The organism is Nocardia sp. NPDC003345, from assembly GCF_053589395.1.
Genome location: NZ_JBSFRU010000001.1, coordinates 37,924 through 55,672, shown reverse-complemented (window position 1 = coordinate 55,672; position 17,749 = coordinate 37,924). Strand labels below are relative to the sequence as shown.

At 69.1% G+C, this 17,749-nt stretch carries 20 protein-coding genes; 13 read left to right on the top strand and 7 right to left on the bottom strand.

Features of this window, described 5'->3' with window-relative positions; genetic code table 11:
• Positions 1–11: 11 nt before the first annotated feature.
• The 5 genes from ACWDU1_RS00325 to ACWDU1_RS00305 all read right to left on the bottom strand — a co-directional run bounded on the left by ACWDU1_RS00325 (position 12) and on the right by ACWDU1_RS00305 (position 5,133).
• Positions 12–2,222, bottom strand: a complete 2,211-nt coding sequence (locus tag ACWDU1_RS00325; RefSeq protein ID WP_449994443.1) for a xanthine dehydrogenase family protein molybdopterin-binding subunit — start codon at positions 2,220–2,222, stop codon at positions 12–14.
• Positions 2,219–3,208, bottom strand: a complete 990-nt coding sequence (locus tag ACWDU1_RS00320; RefSeq protein WP_449994491.1) for an FAD binding domain-containing protein — start codon at positions 3,206–3,208, stop codon at positions 2,219–2,221. The genes ACWDU1_RS00325 and ACWDU1_RS00320 overlap by 4 nt, the downstream gene beginning before the upstream one ends.
• Before the next feature lie 2 nt (positions 3,209–3,210).
• Complete coding sequence (locus ACWDU1_RS00315; protein WP_449994489.1) at positions 3,211–3,708, bottom strand: (2Fe-2S)-binding protein; 498 nt, start codon at positions 3,706–3,708, stop codon at positions 3,211–3,213.
• A 139-nt stretch (positions 3,709–3,847) separates the two neighbouring features.
• The gene (locus tag ACWDU1_RS00310; protein ID WP_449994441.1) at positions 3,848–4,714 is read right to left on the bottom strand and encodes a methyltransferase domain-containing protein; all 867 of its coding nucleotides are present in this window, start codon (positions 4,712–4,714) and stop codon (positions 3,848–3,850) included.
• A 32-nt stretch (positions 4,715–4,746) separates the two neighbouring features.
• On the bottom strand, positions 4,747–5,133 hold the full coding sequence (locus ACWDU1_RS00305) for a MarR family winged helix-turn-helix transcriptional regulator (protein WP_449994439.1): 387 nt from the start codon (positions 5,131–5,133) through the stop codon (positions 4,747–4,749).
• 214 nt (positions 5,134–5,347) lie between these two features.
• On the opposite strand from ACWDU1_RS00305, the gene ACWDU1_RS00300 reads away from it, so the two are divergent.
• Positions 5,348–6,676, top strand: coding sequence for an MFS transporter (locus ACWDU1_RS00300; protein WP_449994487.1), 1,329 nt, complete (start codon positions 5,348–5,350; stop codon positions 6,674–6,676).
• A 147-nt stretch (positions 6,677–6,823) separates the two neighbouring features.
• Positions 6,824–7,309: a nuclear transport factor 2 family protein gene (locus ACWDU1_RS00295; protein ID WP_449994438.1), complete on the top strand. Its 486-nt coding sequence runs from the start codon at positions 6,824–6,826 to the stop codon at positions 7,307–7,309.
• A 38-nt stretch (positions 7,310–7,347) separates the two neighbouring features.
• Here ACWDU1_RS00295 and ACWDU1_RS00290 read toward each other — a convergent pair whose 3' ends face one another.
• Positions 7,348–8,490 (bottom strand): oxidoreductase, encoded by a 1,143-nt coding sequence (locus ACWDU1_RS00290; RefSeq protein ID WP_449994436.1) that lies wholly within the window; start codon positions 8,488–8,490, stop codon positions 7,348–7,350.
• Between the two features lie 188 nt (positions 8,491–8,678).
• Between ACWDU1_RS00290 and ACWDU1_RS00285 the strand changes: the two genes are divergently transcribed.
• Both ACWDU1_RS00285 and ACWDU1_RS00280 read left to right on the top strand, forming a co-directional pair.
• Positions 8,679–9,695, top strand: a complete 1,017-nt coding sequence (locus ACWDU1_RS00285) for an alpha/beta hydrolase (protein ID WP_449994435.1) — start codon at positions 8,679–8,681, stop codon at positions 9,693–9,695.
• Positions 9,696–9,847: 152 nt separating this feature from the next.
• Entirely contained in the window at positions 9,848–10,165 is a 318-nt protein-coding gene (locus ACWDU1_RS00280) for a hypothetical protein (RefSeq protein ID WP_449994433.1), read from the top strand.
• 155 nt (positions 10,166–10,320) lie between these two features.
• Here ACWDU1_RS00280 and ACWDU1_RS00275 read toward each other — a convergent pair whose 3' ends face one another.
• Positions 10,321–10,749, bottom strand: a complete 429-nt coding sequence (locus ACWDU1_RS00275) for a VOC family protein (RefSeq protein ID WP_449994431.1) — start codon at positions 10,747–10,749, stop codon at positions 10,321–10,323.
• Positions 10,750–11,006: 257 nt separating this feature from the next.
• Between ACWDU1_RS00275 and ACWDU1_RS00270 the strand changes: the two genes are divergently transcribed.
• The 9 genes from ACWDU1_RS00270 (at position 11,007) to gvpO (ending at position 17,748) form a co-directional block, all read left to right on the top strand.
• Positions 11,007–12,509: a SulP family inorganic anion transporter gene (locus ACWDU1_RS00270; RefSeq protein ID WP_449994429.1), complete on the top strand. Its 1,503-nt coding sequence runs from the start codon at positions 11,007–11,009 to the stop codon at positions 12,507–12,509.
• A gap of 1 nt (position 12,510) precedes the next feature.
• The gene (locus ACWDU1_RS00265) at positions 12,511–12,912 is read left to right on the top strand and encodes a MerR family transcriptional regulator (RefSeq protein WP_449994428.1); all 402 of its coding nucleotides are present in this window, start codon (positions 12,511–12,513) and stop codon (positions 12,910–12,912) included.
• Between the two features lie 61 nt (positions 12,913–12,973).
• Positions 12,974–14,014: an aldo/keto reductase gene (locus tag ACWDU1_RS00260; RefSeq protein WP_449994427.1), complete on the top strand. Its 1,041-nt coding sequence runs from the start codon at positions 12,974–12,976 to the stop codon at positions 14,012–14,014.
• 314 nt (positions 14,015–14,328) lie between these two features.
• Positions 14,329–14,904 carry a hypothetical protein gene (locus tag ACWDU1_RS00255; protein ID WP_449994425.1) on the top strand — a complete coding sequence of 192 codons (576 nt, stop codon included), beginning with the start codon at positions 14,329–14,331 and terminating at the stop codon, positions 14,902–14,904.
• Positions 14,905–14,907: 3 nt separating this feature from the next.
• A complete protein-coding gene (locus ACWDU1_RS00250) occupies positions 14,908–16,023 on the top strand; it encodes an SRPBCC family protein (RefSeq protein ID WP_449994423.1) in 1,116 nt (371 codons plus the stop codon).
• Complete coding sequence (gene gvpJ, locus ACWDU1_RS00245) at positions 16,020–16,412, top strand: gas vesicle protein GvpJ (protein WP_449994421.1); 393 nt, start codon at positions 16,020–16,022, stop codon at positions 16,410–16,412. The genes ACWDU1_RS00250 and gvpJ overlap by 4 nt, the downstream gene beginning before the upstream one ends.
• Positions 16,412–17,191: a GvpL/GvpF family gas vesicle protein gene (locus ACWDU1_RS00240; RefSeq protein WP_449994419.1), complete on the top strand. Its 780-nt coding sequence runs from the start codon at positions 16,412–16,414 to the stop codon at positions 17,189–17,191. Before gvpJ ends, ACWDU1_RS00240 begins: the two co-directional genes overlap by 1 nt.
• 2 nt (positions 17,192–17,193) lie before the next feature.
• Positions 17,194–17,448, top strand: a complete 255-nt coding sequence (locus ACWDU1_RS00235) for a gas vesicle protein GvpG (protein WP_449994417.1) — start codon at positions 17,194–17,196, stop codon at positions 17,446–17,448.
• A 36-nt stretch (positions 17,449–17,484) separates the two neighbouring features.
• The gene (gvpO, locus tag ACWDU1_RS00230; protein ID WP_449994485.1) at positions 17,485–17,748 is read left to right on the top strand and encodes a gas vesicle protein GvpO; all 264 of its coding nucleotides are present in this window, start codon (positions 17,485–17,487) and stop codon (positions 17,746–17,748) included.
• The last annotated feature ends 1 nt before the right edge of the window (position 17,749 follow it).

Sequence of the window (17,749 nt, the reverse complement as noted above, 5' to 3'; positions counted from 1 at the left end):
CTTTCCGGCGTTCACAGCATGAGCCGGTCGACGACGATGGGCAGCGAGCGGATCCGGCGGCCGGTGGCGTGATAGACGGCGTTGCCGATGGCCGCGGCCACCCCGACCAGCCCGATCTCGCCGACGCCCTTGGTCCCGAGCGCGCTCGCGGGGTCGGGACCGCCGACGAAGACCACGTCCATATCGGGCACATCGGCATTCACCGGGACCAGATAGTCGCCGAATGTCGCGTTGGCGATCCGCCCGGTGTGTTCGTCGGTGAGGGTCTCCTCGAACATCGCCTGCCCGATCCCGCCGACCGTGCCGCCGATGATCTGGCTGGTGGCGGTCTTCTCGTTCAGGATCCGTCCCCCGTCGATCACCGACACCATCCGCGTCACCCGCAGCGATCCCAGCCCGGGGTCCACGTGCACCTCGGCGAATTTCGCTCCGAACGCGCCCGCCACCGCCGTGCCGAGCTCGGTATCGCGCGCGGGTGTGCTGCGGCCGTCGGTGCTGAGTTCCTCGAGGCCGTGGCGGGCGAGGATATCGGCGTAGGCCTCGCCGCGGGCGGGGTCGGCCGGGCGATGGATCCGGCCGTCGGTGACGGTCACATCGTCGAGTAGGGCTCCGCGCAACGGTGATTCGGTATCGTCGGCGACCACATCGAGGAATTCCTGCACCAGCCGCCGGCAGGCGATCCGCACCGCGTTACCGAGCGCGCCGGTGAGTCCCGACCCGCCCGCCTGGGGCGAATACGGCATATCGGAGTCGCCGAGATCGAAACGGACCCGGCCGATATCGAGGCCGAGTTCTTCGGCGGCCAGTTGGGTCATCACGGTGTAGGTGCCGGTGCCGATATCGGTGGCGGCGCTGCGCACATAGGCCGAACCGTCGCGGCGGATCGAGGCGCGGGCCTGGCAGGGCACCCCGTAGAAGGGGTAGGAGACACCGGCGACCCCGTAGCCGACGAGCCACCGGCCCTCGCGCATGGAACCCGGTTCGGGTGCGCGCCGCGCCCAGCCGAACCGTTCGGCGCCCACCCGGTAGCACTCCCGCAGGGCCTTGCTCGACCAGGGCAGCCCCGAGACCGGATGCACCTCGGCGTAGTTGCGCAGCCGGATATCGAGCGGGTCCTTCCCCACGGCATAGGCGATTTCGTCGATCGCCGATTCCAGCGCGAAATTGCCCTGCGCTTCGGCCGGGGCGCGCATCGACCCCGGGCAGGGGATGTTCAGCCGGGCCTGCCGGTCGCGGGTGCGGACGTTCGGGCAGGCGTAGGAGAAGGTCGAACCATAGGACACCGCCTCGTAGTCGTCGTCCTCCCGCGCGACCGGCGAGAGGGCGTGATGCTCGATGGCCAGGAGATCACCGTCGACGGTGGCGCCGACCCGGATCCGCTGCACGCTGAGCGGCCGGTGTCCCACAGAGGTGAACATCTCGGGACGGGTCAGCACCAGTTTCACCGGCCGTTCGAGCAGCCGTGCCGCGAGCGCGGTGAGGATCACATGCGACCACACCCGCAATCCCGCCCCGAACCCCCCGCCCACATAGGGAGCGAGCACCCGGACCCCGCTCTCGGGTACTTCGAAGATCGCGGCCAGCGAGGTCCGGACGTTGTGCGGCCACTGGGTGGAGTCGTGCACGGTGAGCGAATCGCCCTGCCACACCGCCAGGGTCGCCATCAGGCCCAACGGGTTGTTGGTGTTGTCGGGAGTGGTGTAGGTGGCCGCCACGACGGCGTCGGCCCGGGCGAATCCCGCCTCGACGTCCCCGCGGTCGGTGTCCTGGCCCCACGGGTCGTCGAGGATCTCGGCGCGCGGGTCGTCCATCTCCAGCACCGGTTCGCCGGGCTCGTAGTCGATCCGCACCAGTCGCGCCGCGTATCGCGCCTGTTCCGGCGTTTCGGCCACCACCACCGCGAGATGCTGCCCGTAGTGCAGGATCCGGTCGTCGCACAACGGGGCGGGGGGCGAGCAGCCCAGCAGATTGTCCGGGGCACGACGCAGGGCGGGCGCGGTGCGGTGGGTGATCACGGCCAGGACACCCGGTTCGGCCTCCGCGCGTGACGCGTCGATACGCCGCACCCGGCCGGCGGCGATCGTGCTGCCGACCAGTGCGGCGTGCACCATCCCGGGATAGGCGAAATCGTTGGGATAGTGCGCGGCTCCGGTCACCTTCGGGGCGGCATCGACTCGGTCGATGCCCGCGCCGATCACGGTCCGGGAATCGACGGCGGTCACGGGACGCCTCCCGTAACGGTTTCCAGCGCGCGGATCAGGGTGCGTGGGGCGAGGTCGAGTTTGAACGCCGTTCCCCGCAGCGGCCGGGCGCCCTCCATCGCGGCTTCGGCGGCCGCGGCGAAGACGGCCGGTTCCGGGGCGGCGCCGCGCAGTGCGTCCTCGGCGCCCCAGGCGCGCCAGGGCACCGTTCCCACCCCGCCCAGCGCCACCCGCGCGTCCTCGATCACCCCGTCCTCGACCGTCAGCGCCACACCCGCCGAGACCAGCGCGAATTCGTAGGACACCCGGTCCCGGACCTTGAGGTAGTGCGACCGCGTCCCGGCCGGAAGCAGCGGGATCTCGATCTCGGTGACGAGTTCCCCGTGCTGCAGCACGTTCTCGCGATGCGGTGTGTCGTGCGGCGGCAGATAGAACCGGGTCAGCGGGATCTCGCGGGTACCGCCGGCGGCCCGGGTGTGCACGACCGCGTCCACCGCCGTGAGCGGGACCGCCACATCCGAGGCGTGCAGGGCGATGCAGTGCTCGCTGACGCCGAGGACGGCATGCATGCGCTGGATACCGCCGATCGCGGCGCATCCGGACCCGGGATCGCGTTTGTTGCAGGCCGCGACGGTGGGATCGCGGAAATAGCGGCACCGGGTGCGCTGCAGCAGGTTGCCGCCGAGGGTCGCGGTATTGCGCAACTGGACCGAGGCCCCGAGCAGCAGCGCCTCCCGGACGAACGGCAGCCGCTCCCGCACCACCGGATCGGCCGCGAGTTCCTCCATGGTGGTCAGTGCCCCGACGCGGAGCGTGGTCTCGGTCGCGGTGATACCGGTGAGCGGAAGGCGGGTGATGTCGACCAGCCGCGCGGGCCGCAGCACACCGTCCTTCATGAGATCCAGCTGGGTCGTCCCGCCCGCCAGGAAGGAGGTGCCGGGATCGGCGGTCACCGTGGCGACCGCGCGCCCGGTCTCGGCCGCCACCTCGTATTCGAAAGGATGCACCGTCACCGCTCCTCTCGGGCGTCGCGGATCGCCGCGCGGATATTCGGGTAGGCGCCGCAGCGGCACAGGTTGCCGCTCATGTATTCGCGGATATCGGCGTCGGATCCGGCCCGGCCCTCGGCGATCAGGCAGATCGCGGAGATGATCTGGCCGGATGTGCAGTATCCGCACTGGAAGGCGTCGTGGCGGGCGAAGGCCGCCTGCATCGGATGTGGTTCCCCGTCGGCGGCCAGGCCCTCGACGGTGATGATCGCGCGGCCCTCGCATCGGGCGGCCAGGATCAGACACGACACCACCCGTTTCCCGTCCACCATCACGGTGCAGGCCCCGCACGCACCCTGATCGCACCCCTTCTTCGCCCCGGTGAGGGCCAGATGGTCACGGAGTGCGTCCAGCAGGGTCACCCGGGTGTCGACCCGTAGATGATGGGCCGCCCCGTTCACATCGAGGGTGATATCGACCTCGGGCGGCCGCGGCGGCCCCTGGGCCGGTGGACGAATATCGGGCTCTGCGTATTTCACGGCGCCTCCGCTCGGGGGGGTGCGGGAATCTCGGCCACGACGGGTGCCGTTCGACTATCCCCCGTGATACCCGCGGACCGGACCCGGGTGGACCACGGGCCTCGTCCCTGGGGCACGCTCAGGACGTGGGCAGATGGGCGAGTACCGCGAACATCGTCACGGACAGGTGGTGGTCGCCGGTGGCGATCGCGGCGTCCATCCCCGCCACGAGTTCACCGAATTCGTCCCCGGTGATCACTCCGGTGGCGAGTGCGCTGCCGCCCAGTTGCCCGAACATCGGGCGGACGGCCACCGGATCCCAGATGACCGCCTCCGAGCCCATATCGTCGATCTCGAAACCGGCCCCGATCAGCCGGCCGCGCAAGCGGCGGCCGGAACGGGCGTTGGGGGTGGATTCGAGCATCGCCGCGGTCATCCGCGCGACCACCTCGGTATCACCGGGGTGCAGGATCGCGGTCTGCCAATCGCTGTCGACGAGCAGCACCCGCCCACCCGGCCGCAGCACCCGGGCGATCTCGTCGGTGGCGGCGTCCGGATCGTCGAGATGCTGGTAGACCCGCTCACAGCGCACCGCGTCGAAGGTCTCGCCGTCGAACGGCAGCCGGTAGACATCACCTTCCACGAACCGGCACCGGACTCCGGCCGCCGCCGCGCGTTCCCGGGCGACGGCGAGCATCGCCGGATTGGGGTCCACGCCGACGGCCGCGCCGTCCGGGCCGACCCGCGCGGCGAGATCCACGACTTCGCTCCCGGTCCCCGATCCCACATCCAGCACCCGCTCCCCCGCCCCGGCGGCCAGCGCCCGATGCCCCCATTCGCGCATCCGCCGGATACCGGGCAGCTCCGCCTGCAGGTCCAGCATGGTGACCAGTAATGCCATCGGATCGTCGCCGGGCGGGGCCGGACCCTCGTCGCGGTCGGCGGCGAGGGCGTCGAGATGGAACGAGGGTGTCCGCTCAGGCGGCACAGTGTGCTCGCTCGGCATGCTCCCGAGGGTAACCCGGCGTGCGGCCGAGTTCAGGTCAGATGTTTGCGCAGCACCTCGAGATGGGTGGGGCGGGCCTGGTTCAACCGGTCGCGGCCTTCGTCGGTGAGGGCCAGGAAATTGGCGCGGCGGTCGTTCTCGCACGCGGCGCGCTGGACCAGACCGGCCTTCTCCAGCCTGGTCACGGTGCGTGACAGCGCGCTCTGGCTGAGATACATCTCCGCTTCGATGTCCTTCATCCTGACCTTGGATTCCGCCGCTCCGCAGCGGCCGCCGAGGACCTGCAGGAGTTCGAATTCGCTGAGCCCGAGCCGATGATCGGCCTGCAGCGCGTTCTCCAGCTCGCAAGAGGTGACGTGGTACCGACGCAGAGTTTCGGACCACTTCGCACAGACATCGTTGTCGGAGTCGTGGTACATGAGCCGAGATTAGCATGTCAAGTCATTTAATGCATGGTCATTTCATGACAGTGCATTTCATGCGTTGACATTCAATGCTCGTGCATCTAAGTTTTCTCGGGTGACCCTCACCGCAACCACACCGCAGAACCTCGCCTCTGCCGAATCCGCAGCGCCGGCCTCCGGCCGCTGGGGGCCGAAGCTGTGGGCGATTCTCTTCGTCGCCGGACTGGCGATGTTCCTCGACGCGCTCGACGTCTCCATGGTCGGCGTGGCACTCCCCTCCATCGGCGCCGACCTCGGACTCGACACCTCCGCGCTGCAATGGATCGTCAACGGCTACATCCTCGGCTACGGCGGTCTGCTGCTTCTCGGTGGACGCGCCGCCGACCTGCTCGGACGCCGCCAGGTCTTCCTCACCGCGCTGGTGGTCTTCGCAATCGCCTCCCTTGTCGGCGGTCTCGTCGACGAGGGCTGGCTGCTGATCGCCACCCGCATCGTCAAGGGCATCGCCGCCGCCTTCACCGCACCGGCCGCGCTCTCGATCGTCACCACCACCTTCAAGGAGGGGCCCGACCGCAACCGCGCGCTGTCGATCTTCACCATCTTCGGCGCCACCGGTTACGCCTCCGGGCTGATCGTGTCCGGGCTGCTCACCGGCATCGACTGGCGGCTCACCTTCTATATGCCGGTCGTCGTGGTCGCCCTGGTGCTCGTCGCCGCCTACATCGTGGTGCCGCGCAATATCGAGAAGGAAGAAGGCCGTATCGACTACACCGGGGCGGCGCTGCTCACCGGCGGCATGCTCGCGGCGGTCTACACGATCGTCACCGCACCGGAGACCGGTTTCACCACCACGGTCATCGCGACCACCGTCCTGGCGGTCGGCCTGCTGGGAACCTTCTTCGTGGTCGAGAACCGGGTACGCCATCCGCTGGTGCGCCTGAGCATCTTCCGGGTGCGGTCGATCGTGCGGGCGAACCTGGCCGCCCTGGCCATCTTCGGCTCCTACCTGAGCTTCCAGACCATCGTGTCGCTGTACCTGCAGAACACCCTGGAGTGGCAGCCGCTGCAGATGGCGCTCGCCATGGCGCCGGCGGGCATCATCGTGGCCGTGCTGTCGCCGCTGGCCGGCAAACTCATCGACCGGTTCGGGACCGCTCCGATGATCATCGCGGCCCTCGCCTCGTTCGTCGCCGGATACGCCTGGTTCCTCACCCGAGGCGGCAGCGCCGACCCGGTCTACGCCGTGGACTACCTGCCCGCGTTCCTGCTGCTGGGCCTCGGCTTCGCCCTCGGTTTCTCCGCGGTGATGTCGCAGGCCACCGAGGGCATCGCCGACCATGAGCAGGGTCTGGCCTCGGGCCTGGTGCAGACCTCGTTCCAGATCGGCGGCGCCGTGGTGCTCGCCGTCGCCACCGGCCTCATCGGCCATGCCGCCACCGACGGCATCGCCGGTTACCGGCCCGGGCTCTACCTGGTCACCGCGGTCGCGGTGGCCGGTCTGATCGCCTCGGCCACGGCGGTCCTGAACCGCCGCCCGGCACTCGCCGAAATCGCCTAGCCGGTCTCGGTTCGCGAGCGGATGGGGTCGCCGGATCGGCGGCCCCATTTGCGCGTTTCCGATCAGCGGAATGCCTCCGGCCCGCGCCGGGGGCAACCGGTAGAACAGAGCGGGCGGCACCGCCGCGAACCTCCGGGAAGGACCGATATGACCGACACCGCGGATCCGGTGGCCTCGCTACTGGCACGAGTACAACTCCTCGAGGACAAAGCCGCCGTCCACGAGGTGCTCACGGCCTACGGCCCGGCCGTCGACGCGGGGGACGCCGAGGCGGTCGGCCGGTTGTGGGCCGAGGACGCCGTGTACGACATCGATATCCGGGTGATGCGGGGGCGCGACGCGATCACCGAGATGGTGCGCACCGCACCGCATCAGGACTACATCCACGAAGGCTGCGGGCACCTGCTGGACCCGGTCCATATCCGGATCGACGGGGACACCGCCGTCGCGACCTGTCATTCGCTGCTGCTGCGCCGCGATCCCGGCGAGGACGCCTTCCGGGTGTGGCGCGTCACCGCCAACCGTTTCGAGCTGGTCCGCGCCGAGGGGACCTGGCTGATCCGCAAGCGCACCGCGCGGCTGCTCGACGGCAGCCTCGCCGCGCGTGAACTCTTCGCCCGCATGGACCGCTGACCGGCGCGGCAGGCCCGGTCCGGGCCGGGTCCGCGGGGTCAGTACAGGCTGCCTTCGTGGACGGCGCGGTCGAACGGTGTCAGCGGCGCACCGGTGCGCAGGGTGGTCGCCAGCGCCGGGTCGGCCAGATGCAGGCGTCCGATCGCGATCAGGTCGAACTCGCCGGATTCCAGCCGCCGCCCGACCTCACCGATATTGTCCGCGACCTGCGCGGCGCCCTCGGCGCGACTGTCGCGCAGCGGTTTCGCCAGGCCGACGCTTCCCACCGCCATCGCGTACGCGCCGGTGAGTTTTTTCGCCCATCCCGCCAGCGACAGCTCGCTGCCCGCGAAGGCCGGTAGGTCGAAACGGCGGATACTGGCGTCGAAAACGTCCACACCGGCATCGGCGAGGGATCCCAGGACCGTCTCCAGTTCCTGCGGCGTCTCGGCGATACGGGCCCGGTAGTCCTGCTGTTTGTGCTGGGAGAAGCGGAAGAAGATCGGCAGTTCGGCGCCGACGGCGGCGCGGATGGCCCGTACCACCTCCGCCGGGAACCGGGTGCGCCCCAGATGGTCTCCGCCCCAGCGGTCGTCGCGGGTGTTGGTGTCGTGCCACAGGAACGCGTCCAGCAGATAGCCGTGTCCCCCGTGCAGGGCGATACCGTCGAAGCCCAGTTCGGCGGCGGTGATCGCCGCGCGCACATAGGCGTCGAGAACTTCGGCGATATCGTTATCGGTCATCGGCGGTACCGCGCGCGCGGCACGCGCGAGATATTCACCGGAATACGAGGTGGCACCCGCGGTACCCCACCGCCCGGACGGCCGCATCGGCGTCACGGCCGGATCCGGCTCACCCATCGCGCCCCACAGCGGCCCGACATGCCAGAGCTGCGCAACGATACGGCCGCCCGCCGCGTGCACCTCGTCGAGCACGACCCGCCAGCCGTCCGCGGCCGCGGCACCGGACAGCCGGGGCACGCGGGGGTTGTCGACCGCCGCCGGATGGTCGATACCGACGCCTTCGGTGACGATGAGACCGGTGCCCCCGGCGGCGCGGCGCGCGTAGTACCGCGCGACATCGGGGCCGGGCACCCCGCCCGGCGAGGCCGAACGGGTCATGGGCGACATGACGATCCGGTTCGGAATATCCAGGGCACGAACGGTGAGCGGCCGGAAGAGCGCGGGGTGATGCTCGGTCATCCGCCCCATGCAAGCCGCTGCCGGCGGCGGCCGCAGTCCGCCGTCCTACTCAGCGGAAACCGGGCTATTTCCCAGCGGGACCAAACCGCACCGGGGTCCGCTGCGAACCCCAACGGATGCCGAACCAGGGCGCCCGGCGCGCCCGTCCCGATCGGCCGACGACGAGGACTACACGGAAGGTCTCCTCAGTGCGAACCCCGCGATACACGCCCGCCACGGCCCTGCGCCTGGCACTGGCCGGTGCGCTCACCGCCGCCGGTCTCTTCGCCACGACCGGTACCGCGACCGCCGAACCGCCCGGCGTGGTCTCGGTGGAGCAGGTGAACGGCGTCGAGGTCGTAAACGTGTTCTCTCCCGCGATGAACCGGCCGATTCCCATACAGGTCATCCGGGCGAAGAATCCGTCGCGGCCGACCCTCTATCTGCTGAACGGGTCCGGCGGCGGCCCCAACGAGAGCGGCTGGGATGTCCAGACCGACGCCTTCGGCTTTCTGGGCGGCAAGGATGTCAATGTCGTCACCCCCTACGGCGGCAGCAACTCCTACTACACGGACTGGATCCGCAACGACGCGAAACTCGGCTACAACAAGTGGCAGACCTTCCTCAACGAAGAACTCCCGCCCGTTGTCGAGGCCTACCTGAACGCGGACGGCAACCGGATGCTGGCCGGGGTCTCGATGAGCGGCACCTCGGTGCTGAATCTGGCCATCGCCAAACCCGGCTTCTGGAAGAGCGTCGCGTCCTACAGCGGCTGCGCGCAGACCTCCGACCCCATCGGGCACGAATTCGTCCGGATCACGGTGGAGAACTGGGGCGGCGGGCAGAGCGTGGAGAACATGTGGGGGCCGAGCGACGGCCCGCTGTGGCGCGCCAATGATCCGCTGGTGAACGCGGAGGGGCTGCGCGGCACGGCCGTCTACCTCAGCACCGGCAGCGGTATCCCGGCGGCGCCGCACGACACTCCGTTCGATAAGCGAGTGCAGGAGGGCCGCATCCCGCTGCCGGTGCAGATCGCGTTCGGCGGGCCCATCGAGGCGGCCATCCGCGGCTGCACCCTGAATCTCACCAACCGGCTGCGGGAGCTGAATATCCCGGTCACGCTGCACGACCGGCCCGTGGGCACCCACTCCTGGGGCTATTGGGAGGACGATCTGCGCAGCTCCTGGCCGTTCCTGGCACAGTCGGTCGGGCTCCCGGCGAACTGATCGGTCCGTCGCCCGGCGCCGGTGTGACGCGACGCACTCGAACCTCTCGGGACCGAAAACCCGAATTCGGTCAGTAACACAATGCGCGTGGTGCTACATATGTGACCGTAAATAAAAGTATCCCACTCCGGGATATGCCTGAGAGGACTCGAATGAAAGCCAAGAGATTCCGTACGTTCGCCGGCGCCGTTGCCATCGCCGCGGCCGGGGTCGGCGCGGCGGCGGGTGCCGCGAACGCCGCCCCTCTTCCCCTGACGGAGGCCGCGCCGGTCACCGGCGAGGCCCAGGGCGAGGCGGGCACGGGATCGGCGGACGCGCTGCTGCCGCTGCTCCCGCTGCTGCTGTCCGGCTCCGCCGAGGCGCCGGCCAACGCGGAGGTCAACGATGAGGCGGGGACCGGTTCCTCCGATGTCCTGCTGCCGCTGCTGCCGCTGCTGCTGTCCGGTTCCGCCGAGGCCCCGGCCAAGTAACAGCCGCACCCGTTCCGGTTCGGTGATCGCGGCCCCTGTACGCCGGGCGCGGCCGCCCCGACGAGGAACATGCTCCACCCCAAATCTGCGCAGGTCACGAGAGTCCAGTCCGTGACCCCGGACCCCGGAAGCCGTTCCAGGCTCCCGGGGTCCGGTCATTTCCCGACCCGCTGCGTCCGCACCTCCGTCGCATCCGCCGGCCGCGGAATGGCCGTACCGACGATCCATTCGTGTCCGAACGGATCCCGTATCCGCCCCTGCCGGGCACCGTAGGGCTGATCCGCCACCTCGAACACCACCTCCCCGCCCGCGGTCACCATGCGCCGGGCGAGGTCGTCGGGCTCGGTGGTCACCACGGTCAGCAGTACGCCACGGCCGCCGATCCGCAGCGGGTCACGGTCGAACTCGTCGGCGTCCTTCACGGTGAAGGTCTGCCCGCCCGGCAGATCGAGTTCGGCGAAGACGACCCGCCCGGCCGCCTCGTGCCGCTGCACGAGGGTGGCGCCGAACACCTCGCCGTAATACCCGATGGCCGCGTCCGCGCCCTCGACGACCAATTTCGCGACGATCCGATCGATACTCATGGGGCGAGTATGCGCAAGCGTCCACCCGGCGGACTTGGATATTTGTCTCCGCCCGGCGCAGGCCGGCAGTGAGGCGTGGACCACTTCGGCTTCCGCCGATTTGCAACCCTCCCCCCACGGGAGAGTATGGTCCTGATCGCTGAGTCACCGCCCGGCAGCGCTGCCGCGCCCACTCCGGTACTCGGCCCCCCGATATCCCGCCGACGATCATCGCCGGCCGCGCTCGCGCGCCCAACCAGTGAACGGAGTCAGCGATCGTGGCGACGACACTCCCCGCCGGGAATTCCGTGGTCTCGGTGCGAGCGGCGCTGCGCAGCCCGAAACGGCTGCGCGTGGAAGTGCTGGCGGGGCTGGTGGTGGCGCTCGCGCTGATCCCGGAAGCGATCTCGTTCTCCATCATCGCCGGAGTCGATCCGCGGGTCGGCCTGTTCGCCTCGTTCACCATGGCCGTCACCATCGCGATCACCGGCGGGCGGCCCGCCATGATCTCGGCCGCCACCGGCGCGGTCGCGCTGGTGGTGGCGCCGGTGGTGCGCGACCACGGCCTCGACTATCTGATCGCGACGGTGATCCTGGGCGGGATCATCCAGGTGGCGCTGAGCGCGGCCGGCGTCGCGAAACTCATGCGGTTCATCCCGCGCAGTGTGATGGTGGGATTCGTCAACTCACTCGCGATTCTCATCTTCATCGCCCAGCTCCCGCATCTGTTCGGGGTGCCGTGGCTGGTGTATCCGATGGTGGCGGCGGGTCTGGCGATCATCGTGGGACTGCCGAAACTCACCACCGCCGTGCCCGCTCCGCTGGTGGCGATCGTGGTCCTCACCGCGATAACCCTGACCTTCGCCTTCCAGGTGCCGAACGTGGGCGATGAGGGCGAATTGCCGTCGAACCTGCCGGTCCCGCTGCTGCCGGACGTGCCGTTCACCGTGGACACCCTGCGGATCATCGCGCCCTACGCGCTGGCCATGGCACTGGTCGGACTGCTGGAATCGCTGCTGACCGCGAAGCTCGTGGACGATATCACCGACACCCCCTCCGATAAGACGCGTGAGGGCTGGGGGCAGGGGGTCGCCAATATCGTGACCGGATTCTTCGGCGGGATGGGCGGTTGCGCCATGATCGGCCAGACCATGATCAACGTGAAGGTCTCCGGTGCCCGCACCCGGATCTCCACCTTCCTGGCCGGGGCTCTCCTGCTGGTTCTGGTGGTCGGCCTGGGCGGATTGGTGGCACAGATCCCGATGGCGGCCCTGGTCGCGGTCATGATCATGGTGTCGGTGGGGACGATGGATTGGCATTCGGTCGATCCGCGCACCCTGCGCCGGATGCCGATCGCCGAGACCACCGTGATGCTGATGACGGTCGGCGTCACCGTGGCCACCCACAACCTCGCCTTCGGCGTTATCGCCGGAGTACTCACCGCCATGGTCGCCTTCGCGCAACGCGTCGCGCGTTTCACCGAGGTCGCCGCGGTCGACGACGCGACAGCCCCGGACACCCGCGTCTACAAGGTGCGCGGAGAGCTGTTCTTCGCCTCCAGCAACGATCTCGTGCATCAGTTCGACTACACCGGCGATCCGGACAATATCGTGATCGATATGTCCGATACGCATATCTGGGACGCCTCGACGGTCGCCGCCCTGGACGCCGTCACCACCAAATACGCCGCCAAGGGCAAGAAGGTGGAGATCACCGGACTGAATTCCGCCTCCGTCGCCCGGCACCGGCAACTGTCGGGCCATCTCACCTCCGCCCACTGAAATGCCGGACGACACGACGCAATACCTGCAGATCGGGCAGGTTGCCGAACGAACCGAGCTGTCCCTGAAGACCATTCGCCACTACGACGAGGTCGGCCTGGTACAGCCCTCGGCGCGTTCGGCGGGCGGGTTCCGGCTCTACACCCGGGCCGATATCGACCGGCTGCTGGTGATCCGCCGGATGAAACCACTGGGTTTCAGTCTCGCCGAGATGAAACAGCTTCTCGACACCGTCGACATTCTCGGCGACCCGACGGCCACCCCCGAGCAGCGCGCCACCGCGAACGCCGGCCTGCTCGACTACCGCGACCGAGCCCGCGAGAACGCCGACCGGCTCGCCCGGCAGCTCGCGTACGCCCGCGAATTCACCGAGCTGCTCACCGCACGCGTGTCATCGCGGTAGGGCCCCGGGTGCCGGTAGCGTCGGTGCGGGAGAGGTTCGTCGACGAGGAACGGGGCATCGTGTGAAATACCGTCAGCTCGGCAATTCGGGTCTGCGGGTGTCGACCTTCACCCTCGGCACCGCGACCTTCGGCAATACCGACCCGGCCGGTTGGTCGTGTATCGATCTGCCCCAGGCCCGCCGCCAGATCGACCGCTGCCTCGACGCGGGCGTCAATCTCATCGACACCGCCGACGCCTACGCCGGCGGGCGCTCGGAGGAGATCATCGGCGAGGCTCTCGGCGCCCGCCGCGATTCGGTCGTCCTCTCGACCAAGGTGCGGTTCCCGGTGGGCGAGGGCCCCAACGATGCCGGACTGTCGCGCCACCACATCCTCCGGGCGATGGACGCGAGCCTGCGCCGGCTGCGCACCGACTATGTGGACATCTACCACGTGCACGAATGGGACGGTCTGGCCCCGCTCGAGGAGACGATGCAGGCGCTGGACTCACTCGTACAGGCGGGCAAGGTCCGCTACCTCGGGGTGTCCAATTACGCGGGCTGGCAACTGATGAAGGCGCTGTCGATCTCGGAGCTGCACGGTTATCAGCGGTTCGTGAGCAATCAGATCTATTACTCGCTGGAGAGCCGGGACGCAGAGTACGAACTGCTGCCGCTGTCGGTGGACCAGGGGCTGGGCGTCATGGTCTGGAGCCCGTTGGCGGGCGGATTGCTCACCGGCAAATACCGGCGGGACCGGGAACCCGAACAGGGCCGCCACGTCGGCGGATCGAGCGAACCGCCGGTCCGGAACCGGGAGAAGCTCTACGACACCATCGACGCGGTGGTCCGCATCGCCGACGCCCACGGTGTCGCGCCCGCCCAGATCGCCCTCGCCTATCTGCTGACCCGGCCCGCCGTCAGCACGCTGGTGGTCGGCGCCCGCGACGAGGACCAGCTGGCCGAAACCCTGCGGGCCGGCGAGATCGAACTCGAACCGGATGAACTGCGATTCCTGAACCGGATCAGCGCACCCGAGTTGATCTACCCGCACTGGCATCAGGACTCGATCCCGGCGGAGTACCGCGGTCTCTCCGACAAGATCCTGCATCCCGGCGACTGATCCCGCGCGCCCGATCCACGCGCCGGTGATCCCGACCGCACGCGCCCGGATCCCACTACGCCCACGCGGCGACTCGACGCGCCGTTTCCGGCAACGCCGCGGCACCTGGCCGCGATCGCGGAGCGTCCTGGCGGCTTCTGCGTGCTGTCGACCCGGCTCGACGGGTTACGCGGGCCCTATCAGGGGCGTACGGTCGGCTTTAGACCATTTTAGTGGCGTAGGCCACATTTTAATGCTCGTGGCTATATCCGAGCCCACCCCCTTGTGAGCGGGCGTCGCCGAACAGGGAGTTCTCCATGAAATGTGGAATGAGGATGGCAGGGGCGGTCGGGGTGGGCTACGTCCTGGGCCGGACACGCAAGATGAAACTGGCGCTGGCGCTCGCCGGATACGGCCTGGCCAGGCAGGACGGGATACGTGAACTGCGGGAGCGGGCGACCTCGCTGGCCGGTTCCCCGGCCGAACTCTCCAAGATCACCGATTCGGTGCGCGGTGAGCTGCTCGACGCCGCCCGTTCGGCCGCCATCACCGCCGCCGGGCACCGCATCGACGCGTTGAACGCCAGGTTGCAGCCGCATCCCGACGACACCGCGGAGCCCGGCGAGGACGACGACGAGGACGATACGGCCGAAGACGTGGCCGACGAAGGCTCCGAGGACGAGGTATCGGCCGACGATGCGCACACCAGCGATACCGGCGAACCCGAAAAACGCCCCCGCCGGGCACCGGCGCGACGGGCGACGAGCACCACCCGCCGCCGCACGGCCGAGCAGCCCGCTCGGACCTCCACTCGATCCGGCGAGCGCCGGTCGGCGACCGCACGCCGCTCGCGGGCCGGCGCCGAGAGCCGGACCGCGGACAGCGCGCCGGTCCGGCGTACGAGGAGATGAGCCATGGCCACGAAGACCGGAAAAGATGTCCTGAACAAGGCCGGTGCGACCGCCACGCCCACCGACCAGCTGCGGCAGTCGCTGCAGGCACTCGGCGCGACCCTCGCCGGACGCGCCGTTTCGGGGGTCTCCGACCGGGTCAGCGGTACCGCCGACCGCCTCAACAAAGTGGCCGAGGGCGGTGGCGGCACGCTGCTGTCGGCGGTGACCGGCGCCGAGAAGCTGGCAGAGGGTAAATCCCCGCTCTCGGCTGTGATGAGCGCCGGCGCGAGCAAGATCGGACGAGGTATCAAGGAGAAGTTCCAGGGCGCGAAGGAGGCTCTGACCGGCGGAAAGGGTAAAGGTTCCGGCGGGAAGAAGCTCAAGCTCACCAATATCGTCGAACAGCTCGACGTGGGTGTGCCGATCGACCTCGCCTACGACCAATGGACCCAGTTCGCCGACTTCCCGAAATTCATGAAAAAGCTCGAAACCGTCGATCAGGTCTCCGACGAGAAACTCGATTGGTCCGGCAAGGTGTTCTGGTCCAAACGCAGCTGGCAGTCCACCATCGTCGAGCAGGTGCCGTTCGAACGAATCGTGTGGCGCTCCAAGGGCGAGAAGGGCTTCATCGACGGCGCGGTGACCTTCCACGAGCTGACACCGGACCTCACCCGCATCATCGTCATCCTCGAGTACCACCCCGGCGGCTTCTTCGAGAAGACCGCGAACCTCTGGCGGGCCACGGGCCGGCGGGTCCGGCTGGAACTGAAACATTTCCAGCGCCACCTCATGACCGAAGGGGTGCTCCATGCCGAGGACATCGTGGGCTGGCACGGGGAGATCCGGGACAACGAGGTCGTCGTGGACGACGAGACCGCGCGCCGCGACGAACAGGACCGCGACGAACAAGACGACGAGGACCGGCGGGCGGACGACGAATACGAGGACGACGACGGCGAAGACGACGAGCCCGAGGATGACGAAGACGACGCCGAGCCCGCGGATGAGGAAATATCCGAGGCCGACGGCGGCGCGGACGAGGAAGCCGGGGAGCCCGCGCCGCGGCGCAGGCCGGCGGCACGGCGGCGTACCTCGACCGCTCGCCGCTCGGCCCCCACCCGAGGGGGCCGAGCATGACCATCGAACCCGCGGGCGGTGGCGGCGGCACCATGACGGCCCGACCCAACTCGTCGAGCCTGGCCGACGTGGTGGATACGATCCTGGACAAAGGGCTGGTCATCGATGCCTTCGTCCGGGTGTCACTGGTCGGCATCGAACTGCTGACCATCGACGCCCGGGTGGTGGTGGCCAGCGTCGACACCTATCTGCGATTCGCCGAGGCCGTCGACCGGCTCGAGATATCCGGCAGCGAACCGACCGGGCTCCCGGATCTGGTCGGAAACGTCGCCGAAGGCGGGGCCCGGCACAAGACCAAGGGCGCGCTGGATGCCGCCGGTGAGAAGGTGATGGGCTTCTTCGACGAAATGGAGGAGAAGCACCGGCAGGCCGGGAGCAGGTCGGACTGATGTCCACCGCACAGGACACCGCCGCCCGCTCCGCGGCCGGGTTCTACGTGTACGGCGTGGTCCCCGCGGACGTCGAGCCGCAGGATGGCGCCACCGGTGTCGGGGATCCACCCGCCGAGGTCGCCGTGATTCGGCACCGCGGGATCGGGGCACTGGTCAGCGAGATCAGCGACCGCCCTCTCGGCACCCCGGAGGATCTGACCGCACACGCCGCTCTGCTGGACGGTTCGGCGGCGGTCGCGCCGGTGCTCCCGCTGCGCTTCGGCGCCGTGCTGCCGGACGCGGAATCGGTGGAGCACGACCTGCTCGAAGCCAACTACGACGAGTTCGCCTCGGCGCTGGAGCAATTGGAGGGCCGGGCGCAGTTCGTCGTCAAAGGACGCTATTCGGAGGACGCGATCCTGCGGGAGGTCCTCGCCGAGAACCCCGAGGCCGATCGGCTGCGCGAACGGATCCGGGCCACCGGCCCGGAAGCAGCCCGCGACGCGCGGATGGCGCTGGGCGAGAACATCTATCACGCACTCGAATCCGCACGCGCCGCGGACGCCCGGCGAGCGGTCGAATCGCTCGAGCCCCTGCGACCGGTGATCAGCGAACGACCCCCCACGCACGACCTGGACGCCGTCCACCTCGCGATTCTCGTCGAGCTCGCGCGCCGCGACGAGCTGGAAGAGGCCGTGTCCGAGGTCGCCGGGCAATGGGACGACCGCGTGGCGGTGGAACTTCTGGGTCCCATGGCCGCCTACGACTTCGTCATGAAACGCGAACCGGAGGATTGATCATGGGTCTGCTCTCCGCGATCGTCTCGCTACCGCTCGCTCCCGTGCGCGGGGTGATCTGGCTGGGCGAGGTGATCCAGGACCAGGTCGATCGGCAACGGCACGACCCCGCGGCCATCCGGCGGGAGCTCGACGAGATCGACCGGGCAGCGGCGGCCGGACTGCTTTCCGACGCAGAACACAGACGTGCGCAGCAGGAGTTGCTCGACCGGATGATCCGGCCGTCGGGCGGCCCGACCGGCGCCCCGGAGGAGTGATACCAGGTGGACGATGTCGAATCGGAACCGCCGGTAGTGAGCGCGGCGCAGGCGGGTTCGGCCGCGATCGCGCAACTCGGCGAACTGACCCCGAAACAGATCCTCGGCGCCACGTCGACCGAACCGACCGACGCCGGATGGCTGGTGGAGATCGAGGTACTGGAGGACCGGCGTATCCCCTCCTCGTCGGACATGCTGGCGCTGTACGAGGTGGAGATCGACGAGGACGGAAATCTGCTGGCCTACCACCGGACCCGGCGCTACGCACGCGGTAGCTCCGATATCGGCGGGAGGGGGTGAC